At 65.2% G+C, this 10,808-nt stretch carries 10 protein-coding genes; 2 read left to right on the top strand and 8 right to left on the bottom strand.

All coding sequences use genetic code 11. From position 1 onward, the window contains the following. Positions 1 to 151: 151 nt before the first annotated feature. The 6 genes from M9H71_RS07400 to M9H71_RS07375 form a co-directional block, all read right to left on the bottom strand. Positions 152 to 1,348 carry an adenylate/guanylate cyclase domain-containing protein gene (locus M9H71_RS07400; protein ID WP_455404402.1) on the bottom strand — a complete coding sequence of 399 codons (1,197 nt, stop codon included), beginning with the start codon at positions 1,346 to 1,348 and terminating at the stop codon, positions 152 to 154. 108 nt (positions 1,349 to 1,456) lie between these two features. Beyond that, complete coding sequence (gene aroC, locus M9H71_RS07395) at positions 1,457 to 2,545, bottom strand: chorismate synthase (RefSeq protein WP_455404401.1); 1,089 nt, start codon at positions 2,543 to 2,545, stop codon at positions 1,457 to 1,459. A 115-nt stretch (positions 2,546 to 2,660) separates the two neighbouring features. Beyond that, positions 2,661 to 3,254 carry a histidine phosphatase family protein gene (locus M9H71_RS07390; protein ID WP_455404400.1) on the bottom strand — a complete coding sequence of 198 codons (594 nt, stop codon included), beginning with the start codon at positions 3,252 to 3,254 and terminating at the stop codon, positions 2,661 to 2,663. 145 nt (positions 3,255 to 3,399) lie between these two features. Then, entirely contained in the window at positions 3,400 to 4,221 is an 822-nt protein-coding gene (gene fabI, locus M9H71_RS07385; protein WP_455404399.1) for an enoyl-ACP reductase FabI, read from the bottom strand. Positions 4,222 to 4,421: 200 nt separating this feature from the next. Beyond that, positions 4,422 to 5,399, bottom strand: a complete 978-nt coding sequence (locus tag M9H71_RS07380; protein WP_455404398.1) for a DnaJ C-terminal domain-containing protein — start codon at positions 5,397 to 5,399, stop codon at positions 4,422 to 4,424. Between the two features lie 117 nt (positions 5,400 to 5,516). Further along, positions 5,517 to 5,927 (bottom strand): RT0821/Lpp0805 family surface protein, encoded by a 411-nt coding sequence (locus M9H71_RS07375; RefSeq protein WP_455404397.1) that lies wholly within the window; start codon positions 5,925 to 5,927, stop codon positions 5,517 to 5,519. A gap of 123 nt (positions 5,928 to 6,050) precedes the next feature. Here M9H71_RS07375 and pdxH point away from each other — a divergent pair, with 123 nt between their 5' ends. Then, on the top strand, positions 6,051 to 6,689 hold the full coding sequence (pdxH, locus tag M9H71_RS07370) for a pyridoxamine 5'-phosphate oxidase (protein ID WP_455404396.1): 639 nt from the start codon (positions 6,051 to 6,053) through the stop codon (positions 6,687 to 6,689). Then, the gene (locus M9H71_RS07365; protein ID WP_455404395.1) at positions 6,686 to 7,462 is read left to right on the top strand and encodes an SDR family NAD(P)-dependent oxidoreductase; all 777 of its coding nucleotides are present in this window, start codon (positions 6,686 to 6,688) and stop codon (positions 7,460 to 7,462) included. Before pdxH ends, M9H71_RS07365 begins: the two co-directional genes overlap by 4 nt. A 453-nt stretch (positions 7,463 to 7,915) precedes the next feature. Here the strand turns inward: M9H71_RS07365 and M9H71_RS07360 are convergent, their stop codons facing one another. Both M9H71_RS07360 and M9H71_RS07355 read right to left on the bottom strand, forming a co-directional pair. Continuing rightward, on the bottom strand, positions 7,916 to 8,590 hold the full coding sequence (locus tag M9H71_RS07360) for a dienelactone hydrolase family protein (RefSeq protein ID WP_110788096.1): 675 nt from the start codon (positions 8,588 to 8,590) through the stop codon (positions 7,916 to 7,918). Positions 8,591 to 8,740: 150 nt separating this feature from the next. Further along, positions 8,741 to 10,807, bottom strand: a complete 2,067-nt coding sequence (locus M9H71_RS07355) for a cytochrome c1 (RefSeq protein ID WP_455404394.1) — start codon at positions 10,805 to 10,807, stop codon at positions 8,741 to 8,743. Position 10,808 lies beyond the last annotated feature (1 nt).

Raw genomic sequence — 10,808 nt, 5'->3', positions numbered from 1 at the left:
TCGGCCTTGCAGAAACGCCCCCTCACCCCAGCCCTCTCCCCGCAAGCGGGGCGAGGGAGCCTCTTCACTCGTGCGGCAGCACTGTGCTCAACTACCAGTTATCGATTAGTTGCCCGTATCGCGGCTCAGCATCGTCAGCGACTCTCCGGTCTCACAGCCCATCGGCTGCGAGCGGCGTTTCGTCGGTCAGGCCGTGGACGCGTTCGGCGTGGGAGAAGCCGGCCATCGGGAATTCGCCGAGGTCGCTCCAGCCTTCCGAGCACAGGCCGACAAAGTCGCTGGAAGCGACCACGGTGCGGCCGAGGCGAGCGGCGAGCCGCTCCAGCCGCGCGGCGAGATTCACCGCCGGGCCGATGCAGGTGAAGTCGAGCCGGTTGCCGCCGCCGATATTGCCGTACAACACCTGCCCGACATGCAGCGCGACGCCGAAGCGGAAGCTCTCGATGACATGGCTGCCGTCGACGAAGTTCAGCGCCGCGATGCTGGCGCGGCATTCGTTGGCGGCGGCCAGCATCCGGCCGCAGACTTCGGAGGCGTCGGCACCGTCGTCGATCGGAAACACCGCGAGCAGGCCGTCGCCCATGAACTTCAGCACCTCGCCGCCATGGCGTGCGATCGCCTCGACCTGACAGTCGAAATAGGCGTTCAGCACCTTGACCATGACCTCCGGCGGCAGTCCGTCTGACAGCGCCGAGAAGCCGCGCAGGTCGGACAGCCAGATCGCGGCCCGCAGATGTTCGGCGTGGCCGCGACGGATCTGGCCGGCGAGAATCCGGGCGCCGGCGCGGTTTCCCACATAGGTGTCGAGCAGATTGGTGGCGATGTCGCGCAGGCTGATGACCTCGACCAGCCGCGACAGCGGCGGCATCATCGCCCGCAGCGCACCGAGCTGGGCTTCGGTGAAGCCGCCGGGCTGCTTGGTGGCGAAGCTGGCGGCGTGATAGGTGCCGTCGAGAAACCGCAGCGGCAGAGCGGTGTAATCGGTGACGGCTTCAGCGCGAAGATCTTCGAGAAACGGAAAGCGAGCGCTCTCCGGATCGTCGAGCCGGAAGCGGACCTCGACGCCGTAGTCGTACAGGATCTTCAGCGGACTGCGCTGATACTCCTCGGACATCTCGACGTCCTGGGTGGTCGAGCCGACCTCGACCTCGCCGTCGGCGCGCCAGATAAAACGATGGCCGTAGATGTCGGGGTGCAGGGTCTCGACGAACACGCCGACCCGATGCAGCGGTAGGCCGGCAGCGACGAGCTGCTCGCAGGTCAGCTTCATCTTCATCGCCGGGTCCGGCTCGGAGCGGGCACCGTCGCTCAGCCAGTCGAGAATGCCGCGGATCTGTTCGGAATGCATGGCAGCACTTTAGCCGCCCACCGGATCGATTTGTAGCAGGGACGGACTCATGGCAGTCATCCGCACTACTCCCGAGGCGGAAGTGAGGCCGTGCGTCGCGATCCTGGATCAGCCGCCGACCTGGCCGCGGTGGCGGAGCAGGTGATCGGCCAGCACGCAGGCGACCATTGCCTCGCCCACCGGCACGGCACGGATACCGACGCAGGGGTCGTGGCGGCCCTTAGTCAGGATCTCGGTATCGTGGCCGCCGCGATCGACAGTCTTGCGCGGGGTCAGAATCGACGAGGTCGGCTTGACGGCGAACCGCGCCACCACCGGCTGACCGGTGGAGATGCCGCCGAGGATGCCGCCGGCGTGGTTGGACAGGAAGGCCGGCCCATGATTGCCGGTCCGCATCTCGTCGGCGTTCTGCTCGCCGGTCAATTCGGCACTGGCAAAGCCGTCGCCGATCTCGACGCCCTTGACCGCGTTGATGCTCATCAGCGCCGCGGCGAGGTCGCCGTCGAGCTTGCCGTAGATCGGCGCGCCGAGCCCGGCCGGCACACCCTCGGCGACGATCTCGATCACCGCACCGATCGACGAGCCGGATTTACGGATGCCGTCGAGATAGTCGGCGTAGAACGCCGCCTTGTCCTTGTCCGGGCAGAAGAACGGATTGTTGCCGATCTCGTCCCAGTCCCACCTGTCGCGATCGATCTTGTGCGGCCCGATCTGCACCAGCGCGCCGCGCACCGTCAAGCCGGCGATCACCTTGCGGGCGACCGCACCGGCGGCGACCCGGCTCGCGGTCTCGCGCGCCGAGGAGCGACCGCCGCCGCGATAGTCGCGAATGCCGTACTTCGCCTCGTAGGTGAAGTCGGCATGGCCGGGGCGATACTTGTTCTGGATGTCCGAATAGTCCTTGGAGCGCTGGTCGGTGTTCTCGATCTGCAGCGCGATCGGGGTGCCGGTCGTCACCTGCACGCCGGTTTCGGGATGCACCATCACGCCGGACAGGATCTTCACCTGATCGGCTTCCTGGCGCTGGGTGGTGAAGCGCGACTGGCCCGGCCGGCGGCGGTCGAGATCGCCCTGGATGTCGGCCTCGGTCAGCGGGATCAGCGGCGGGCAGCCATCGACCACACAGCCGATCGCCACCCCATGGCTCTCACCATAGGTGGTGACGCGAAATAAATGGCCGAAGGTATTGAACGACATGATGCGGGCCGCCCCTCTTGAACTGCGCCGGTGTGGTAACGCGCCGGCCGGACAGGGTCAAACCGGCCTCAGACCCCACTCCCACTAGGGGGCAAGAGAAGGACGCCGCGGAAGCTCAGCTCACGATCTCGAAGCCGCCGTTGCGGAAGACGTAGACGGCGCCCTGCTGGATCGGGCCTTCCAGCGCCTCGCGCGGGGTCTTCAGGCCGAGCGCGACGAACAGGGTGCGGCCGGTGCCGACATGGCCGACCGCGACCGTATCGCGGGTCAGCGAGGCAACCCAGTCGATGACGAAGGGCAGTCGCTGGGCATAGCTTTCGCCGCGCAGCGGCGCGACGTTCCAGCGGTCGGCGTTGCGTGCGGCGTAGACAGCGTGGTCCGAGCGCTCCATCTCGGCCAGCGTGAAGCCTTCCCAGGCACCGTAGGTGATTTCGCGCAGCGGCTCGTCGATCGCATAGTCCTGCGTCGGCAGGCCGAGCGCGCCGCGGACCAGCTCCATGGTGACGCGGGCTCGGCCGAGCGGGCTCGCCCGATAGTCCAGCTCCGCCGGTTGCCGGCCATCGCGCGCGAGCAGACCGCCGAGCACGCCGCCGGCCGACGTCGCCTGCCCCCGCCCCTTGTCGTTGAGCGGAATGTCCCGCGTGCCCTGATAGCGCCCGGTCGCGTTCCAGTCGGTCTCGCCGTGGCGGATGAAGTAGATGGTGGGCATGGGCAGTAATCAGGCCTCAACGTCATTGCGAGGAGCGAAGCGACGAAGCAATCCAGCTCCGTGCACCGGGCTGGATTGCTTCGCTTCGCTCGCAATGACGGGATAACTTCAGTGCGCAAACCCCGCGCATGACGATCTTTTAGGCCTAGTCCTTCCCGCCCAGCGAGATATCCGGCGCGTCGGGACGCTTCATGCCGACGACGTGGTAGCCGGAATCGACATGGTGAGTTTCGCCGGTGACGCCGCGCGACAGGTCGGACAGGAAGTACAGCGCGCTGTCGCCGACCTCGTCGATCGTCACGGTGCGGCGCAGCGGTGCGTTGTATTCATTCCACTTCAGGATGTAGCGGAAGTCGCCGATGCCGGAGGCCGCCAGCGTCTTGATCGGGCCGGCGGAGATCGCGTTGACGCGGATGTTCTTCTCGCCGAGGTCGGCGGCCAGATAGCGCACGCTGGCTTCCAACGCGGCCTTGGCGACGCCCATCACATTGTAATGCGGCATCCACTTCTCGGCGCCGTAATACGTCAGGGTGATGATCGAGCCGCCGTCGGTCATCAGCTTCTCGGCGCGCTGCGCGATCGCGGTCAGCGAGTAGCACGAGATCAGCATCGACTTGGAGAAATTCTCCGGCGTGGTGTCGACATAGCGGCCGTCGAGTTCGTCCTTGTCGGCGAACGCGATGGCGTGGACCACGAAATCGATCTTGCCCCACTTCTCCTTCACCACGTCGAACACCGCATCGATGGTGGCGCCGTCGGTGACGTCGCAGTGCCCGAGAACGAGACCGCCGAGCTCGGCGGCGAGCGGCTCGACCCGCTTCTTCAGCGCATCACCCTGATAGGTCAGCGCGATCTCGGCGCCCTGGGCGCGGCAGGCTTTCGCGATCCCGTAAGCAATCGAACGGTTGTTGGCGACGCCGAGAATCACGCCGCGTTTGCCCTGCATCAGGCCGGAAGCTGTCGACATGGAGGATCCTATCGTCTTGCAATCGGCCTTCGACCTACACCACCGGCCGGGCCGGGTACAGCCCAATGTCCGCCTGCAAATTCAACCATTTGGGCAAGGCCACGGACGGCGCGGAGAAGAGCTCGATCGCGCCCGCTGGCGATGAGTTGCCAATGCCGCGCGCCATTAGGCGCGCAGCATTGTCGAGACTGCGATCAGATTCAGCCGAGATCGCCGCGCGGATTGTAGGGGTGCTGATCGCGCCACTTCTGCATCAGCTTCTCCAGCTCGGCATCGTGGCCGTCCGGGAGGATGATCCGGGTGGTGACGAACAGATCGCCGGTCGCGCCGCTTTTCGACAGTCCCTTGCCCTTGAGCCGGAAAATGCGCCCGCTCGACGTGTTCTTCGGGATCGACAGTTCGATCGCGCCGGTGAGCGTCGGCACCCGCACTTTGGCTCCGAGCACCGCCTCGTACAACGTCAGCGGCAGCTCCAGCTTCAGATCGTTACCGTCGATCTTGAAGTAAGGATGCGGGGCGATGTTGACGGTGATCAGCAGATCGCCGGCGCGGTGGCCGGGCGCGCTCTCGCCCTGCCCCTTCAGCCGGATCTGCTGACCCGCGCTGACGCCGGCCGGAATCTTGACGTTGAGTTCCTTGCCGCTCGGCAGCCGCACGCGCTTTTCGGTGCCGCGAACGGATTCCTCGAGCGTCACCGTCATCGACACCGACTGATCGAGATCTGGCGCGAAACCGGTGTCGAAATCAAAGCCCTGGGTACGGCCACGCGCACCGGCACCGGCACCGCGCGCCCCGGCAGCGCCGCCGAACATCGAATTCAGAATGTCCTCGAACCCGGCTGCGCCGCCAAACCCGCCACCGGGCGCGCCGCCGCTGCGGAAGGAATACTGCTCGAACCCGCCGGCGCCGCCCGCGCGGCCTCCGCCGCCGCCGCCAGGAAAGCCCTGGAAGCGCGGCTTGCCTTCGGCGTCGATCTCGCCGCGGTCGTATTGCTTGCGCTTGGTCTCGTCGCCGAGGATTTCGTTGGCGGAGTTGATTTCAGAGAAGCGCGCAGCGGCTTTCGGATCGTTCTTGTTGCTGTCGGGGTGATGCTTCTTCGCCAGCTTGCGATAGGCGCTTTTGATCGCCGCAGCGCTGGCGTCCCGCTGCACCCCCAGGACCTCATAGGGGTCGCGCATCCGTCTCGTCTCCTTCAGGAATTCGAACTGTGGGCGAACGCCCGTCGGCAGTCATCTGGGGGTTTCATGTCGTTTTTGCAACCGGAATCGGCTCGATTGACGGTGCAATCGACCGGTTCAGCCGCGCCGCCATGGTTTGAGCGCACGGACTTCCCAATGGCCGCGCGCGGTGCGGCAGGCTGCGCCCTGCATCCAGCTCTCGGTCTTGTCTCTGACATACGAGGCGAGAAAATCGCGGCAGGTGCGGCCTTCATTGCTGTAGGCGGCGGCCAGCGGCGTCACCGAGCCACGCGCGCCGGTCGCCGGATTCTCCCACGGCTGGCTCGAATCCTTGTCGCCTTTGGTCAGAACATCGGAAGCCGCCATCCGCGCCAGCGCCAGATCGGCCTCGGTCGGTCCGTCGTCTTTAGCCGGCAGGATCGCGCCGATCGAGCCGGTGAAGTCGCCCGAATCCATCTGCGCGAACGGCCCGTCGCGTCCGGTCATGCCGCAGCCGCCGAGCGAGGCACCGATTAGAATCGCTATCATTGCCGAAGAAGGCTGCAGGATCGCCGATAGGCCAATGCGTTGCCGTGCCCTATATAGGTCGAACCTACACAGGGCCTGCAGCGTGTTCCGGGCCGCGGTGAAGCACAATTCGGATTCCCTCGCATGAGCGACCCTAAGATCAGACCACAAAGTGAGTTAACGTCCGGTGATTTCACCGCGGCAGAGAATCCGTTTGCGCTGTTCGCCGAATGGCTTGCCGAAGCGACCCGGTCCGAACCCAACGATCCGAACGCGATGGCGCTCGCCACCGTCGATGCCGACGGACTGCCCGACGTGCGCATGGTTCTAATGAAGGGCTATGACGACCACGGTTTCGTGTTCTACAGCCACATCGCCAGTCAGAAGGGCCGCGAACTCGCCGGCAATCCGAAGGCGGCGCTGCTGTTTCACTGGAAATCGCTGCGCCGGCAGATTCGGATTCGCGGCACGGTAACGCCGGTGACCGACGCCGAGGCCGACGCCTATTTCGCCACCCGGCCGAAACAGGCGCAAATCGGCGCCTGGGCGAGCAAGCAGTCGCAGCCGCTGGAAAGCCGGTTCGCGTTCGAGCAGGCGATCGCCAAGGTCGCCGCGCGCCATCTGGTCGGCGAGGTTCCGCGGCCGCCGGGCTGGAGCGGCTGGCGGATCACGCCGAGCCGGATCGAATTCTGGCACGACCGTCCGTTCCGCCTACACGACCGTATCGAATTCTGCCGGGACACCCCGGATCACCCCTGGATCAAGACAAGGCTGTATCCATGAGCCCCGACTCCCAAAAGCCGCGCCCGCCCGAGAGCAACGCGCCGCGCCGGACCATGATTCTGACCGGCGCCAGTCGCGGCATCGGTCATGCCACGGTGATCCGATTCTCTAGCGCCGGTTGGCGAGTGATCACTTGCTCGCGACATCCGTTCCCGGAGCAGTGCCCGTGGGGCGCCGGGCCGGAAGACCACATCCAGGTCGACCTCGGCGATCGCGCCGACACGTTGCGGGCGATCGACGAGATCCGCGAGCGGCTGGACGGCGGCGTGCTGCATGCGCTGGTCAACAACGCAGCGATCTCGCCGAAGGCGGCGGGTGGCGCCCGCCTCGGCACCATCGACACCGAACTCGACACCTGGGAGCATGTGTTCCGGGTGAATTTCTTCGCGCCGATTATGATGGCGCGCGGGCTGATCGAGGAACTGAAGGCGGTCAAGGGCTCGGTGGTGAACGTCACCTCGATCGCCGGCTCGCGCGTGCACCCGTTCGCCGGCGCGGCCTACGCCACCTCGAAGGCGGCGCTCGCGGCTCTGACCCGGGAAATGGCGGCCGACTTCGGCCATGTCGGCGTCCGGGTCAACTCGATCGCACCGGGCGAGATCGACACCTCGATCCTGTCGCCGGGCACCGAGAAGATCGTCGAGGAGCAGATCCCGATGCGCCGGCTCGGCACGCCGGACGAAGTCGCCAAGATCATCTACGTGCTGTGCACCGAGACCTCGTCCTATGTGAACGGCGCCGAGATCCATATCAACGGCGGCCAGCACGTCTGATCCTGCGGCCGGCCTTCCGCCCGCCCCCCAAAACGTCAACGCCCCGCTTCCGATCGCATCGGAAACGGGGCGCTGCAGACGATCGCATCGTTTTTGGTGCATGCGGCGTGGCGGCTCGCGGCTGCCACGCCGGTCGTCATCAAATCAATCTGCGCGGAACACTCGCGTCGTCCGCCGGCGAGCCGGCGACTGGAGGGCGACGCCGGCGCTCGAACAATCATCCTCCGACTCGTCATCGAGCAGCGCCGCTCCGCAGTATCTGCACCAGCGCCCCTCGTCTGCCCGGAGGCCGAGCGGTTTGGCTCGGTAGCTGGCGAGATCGACGACGTTTCGGAGATCCGGGTTTAAGACTTTTTCAAGCATGCTGTCCTCGTGGCGTAGGCCGACGTTATCGCAGCAAACCGATCTGCCAAATGTTCAGCGGAATACTCAAATTTTACCGGCCGGCCGCCGTCACGTCAGATGCTTTCCAAAGAACTGCGTCGCACGAGTCCACGCGAGTTCCGCCGCCGCGCGATCGTGCACCGCCGCGCGCTGCTCGTTGACGAAGGCATGGTCGGCCTCGTAGCGGAAGAATTCGGCCGACTTGCCGGCATCCTTCAGCCCCTTCTCGAAGGCATCGACCACCTGCGGGGTGCACCAATCGTCGCGATTGGCAAAGTGACCCTGCATCGGCACCCGCACCTCCGAAGGCTTGGCGGCCTGCTCCGGCGGAATGCCGTAGAACACTACGGCGGCGCTCAGCTCGGGGATTTTGCACGCGCCGATCACCGTCACCGCGCCACCGAGGCAGAATCCGGTGAGGCCGACCTTGGCGCCGTTGCGCGATAGATAGTTCACCGCGCCGCGCACCGTCTGGGTGGTGGCGTCCATGAAGTCCAGCGAGCTCATCTCTTTGTTGGCCGCATCCGTGTCGTGATACGGCACCACCGTGCCGTTGTAGAGATCCGGTGCCAGCGCATCGAAGCCGGCATGCGCGAAACGATCGGTCAGTCCCTTGATCTGCTCCGACAGCCCCCACCACTCCTGAATCACCACGACGCCGGGCGCATTGCCGCTGGCCGAATTGGCGAGATAGCCGCTCGCTTCCTTGCCATCCGGACGTTTGAAAGTGATCAGCGTACCCATGGTGCCTCCCGCGCCTCTTGCAAATAGTTTCTATTATTTTGTCCGGTGCAGCCGCCGGATGCAATCGCTGCGGTGCATCGCGGGCTGGATGCAGACAACAAAAAAGCCCCCGAAGGGGCTTTCCTGTCTCGTTCGCGATGGCCGGTCCGATTAGTGGATGTTCGACCACACCTTGCGCTTGGTGAAGTACAGCAGGCCGGAGAGGATGATCAGGAAGATCATCACCTGCAGACCGAGGCGCTTGCGGGCCTCCATGTGCGGCTCGGCGGCCCACATCAGGAACGAGGTCACGTCCTTGGCGTACTGCTCAAGCGTTTCCGGCGTACCGTCGTCGTAGGTCACCATGCCGGCCTGGATCGGCGGCGGCATCTTGATCGAATGGCCCGGGTACCACTTGTTGTAGAACGAGCCGTCCGGGAGATTGAAGCCTTCCGGCGGGGTGTCTTCATAGCCCTGCAGCAGCGCGGCGATGTAGTTCGGGCCCTGCTCCTGGAACTGGGTGAAGAAGTCGAAGATGAACTGCGGGAAGCCGCGCGAATAGGTCCGCGCCTTGGCCAGCAGCGACATGTCCGGCGGAACCGCACCACCGTTGGCCGCGCGAGCAGCCTGCTCGTTCGGGAACGGCGAGTGGAAGGTGTCGGCGAGCCGGCCGGGACGCTCGAACATCTCACCCTGATCGTTCGGGCCGTCCTTGATCTGAGCTTCGGCCGCGATCGCCTTGGCCTGCTCGATCGTGAAGCTCGGGCCACCCGGTTCGGCGAGGTTGCGATACTGCAACATCTTCAGCGAGTGGCAGTTGGAGCAGACTTCCTTGTAGATCTTGAAGCCGCGCTGCAACTGGGCGCGATCGTAGGTGCCGAACGGACCTGCGAAGCTCCACTGTAGCGACGGCGGGTTCTCGCCGCCTTCCGACGCCTTGGCCGGCTGCACGCCGCCGACCATCAGGCCGCCGGCGAACAGCACCGCCGCGAGGCCGGCCACCGCCTTGGTCACCTTGCCCTTGTTGAGCACGTCTTCGGCGATCGAGTTCGGCAGCGGCAGAGTCTTTTCCATCCGACTGAGCACCGGGAGCACGATCAGGAAGTAGGCGAAGTAGAAGAAGGTGAACACCTGCGCGAGCGTGGTGTAGATGCCTTCCGCCGGCTTCGAGCCGAGCCAGCCCAGCATCAGGCAGGTCACCACGAAGCCCCAGAAGAAGCGCTTGGCCATCGGCCGATAGCGGGACGAGCGCACCTTGCAGCTATCCAGCCAGGGCAGGAACAGCAGCACGATGATCGCACCGAACATCGCGATGACGCCCATCAGCTTGTTCGGGATCGAACGCAGGATCGCGTAGAACGGCAGGTAGTACCATTCCGGCACGATGTGCGGCGGGGTCACGCCCGGGTTCGCCTGAACGTAGTTTTCGGCGTCGCCGAGGTAGTTCGGCATGTAGAAGATGAACCAGGAGTAGAACACCAGGAAGCACGACATGCCGAACACGTCCTTGAGGGTCGCGTAAGGCGTGAACGGGACGGTGTCCTTCTCGGTCTTCGGCTCGACGCCGGTCGGGTTGTTCTGCCCGGTGACGTGCAGCGCCCAGACGTGCAGCACGACGACGCCGGCGATCACGAAGGGCAGCAGGTAGTGCAGCGAGAAGAAGCGGTTCAGGGTCGGGTTGCCGACTGAATAGCCGCCCCACAGCAGCGTCACGATGCTGTCGCCGACGATCGGGAACGCCGAGAACAGGTTGGTGATCACGGTGGCGCCCCAGAAGCTCATCTGGCCCCACGGCAGCACATAACCCATGAAGCCGGTCGCCATCATCAGCAGGTAGATGATGACGCCGAGGATCCACAACACTTCACGCGGCGCCTTGTACGAGCCGTAGTACAGGCCGCGGAGCATGTGGACATAGACGGCGATGAAGAACATCGACGCGCCGGCGGCGTGCATGTTGCGCAGCAGCCAACCGTAGTTGACGTCGCGCACGATCCGCTCGACCGAGTCGAACGCCAGATCGACGTGCGGGGTGTAGTGCATCGCCAGCACGATGCCGGTAACGATCTGCACCGCCAGCATCATCGACAGGATGGCGCCGAACGTCCACCAGTAGTTCAGGTTACGCGGCGTCGGGTAGGCGATGAAGGACGAATGAACGAGGCCCGCGATCGGCAGGCGCTGCTCCAGCCACTTCATCAAGGGGCTTTGTGGCTGATAGGTCGAGGGTCCGCTCATG

This window comes from Rhodopseudomonas parapalustris (assembly GCF_053772255.1).
This window is presented reverse-complemented; position numbering and strand designations above follow the sequence as displayed.

Bases quoted from the DNA above. Each gene is read 5' to 3' on its own strand.
- M9H71_RS07400 (WP_455404402.1), bottom strand. From the start codon at position 1,348: ATGCATTCCGAACAGATCCGCGGCATTCTCGACTGGCTGAGCGACGGT.
- aroC (WP_455404401.1), bottom strand. From the start codon at position 2,545: ATGTCGTTCAATACCTTCGGCCATTTATTTCGCGTCACCACCTATGGT.
- M9H71_RS07390 (WP_455404400.1), bottom strand. From the start codon at position 3,254: ATGCCCACCATCTACTTCATCCGCCACGGCGAGACCGACTGGAACGCG.
- fabI (WP_455404399.1), bottom strand. From the start codon at position 4,221: ATGTCGACAGCTTCCGGCCTGATGCAGGGCAAACGCGGCGTGATTCTC.
- M9H71_RS07380 (WP_455404398.1), bottom strand. From the start codon at position 5,399: ATGCGCGACCCCTATGAGGTCCTGGGGGTGCAGCGGGACGCCAGCGCT.
- M9H71_RS07375 (WP_455404397.1), bottom strand. From the start codon at position 5,927: ATGATAGCGATTCTAATCGGTGCCTCGCTCGGCGGCTGCGGCATGACC.
- pdxH (WP_455404396.1), top strand. From the start codon at position 6,051: ATGAGCGACCCTAAGATCAGACCACAAAGTGAGTTAACGTCCGGTGAT.
- M9H71_RS07365 (WP_455404395.1), top strand. From the start codon at position 6,686: ATGAGCCCCGACTCCCAAAAGCCGCGCCCGCCCGAGAGCAACGCGCCG.
- M9H71_RS07360 (WP_110788096.1), bottom strand. From the start codon at position 8,590: ATGGGTACGCTGATCACTTTCAAACGTCCGGATGGCAAGGAAGCGAGC.
- M9H71_RS07355 (WP_455404394.1), bottom strand. From the start codon at position 10,807: ATGAGCGGACCCTCGACCTATCAGCCACAAAGCCCCTTGATGAAGTGG.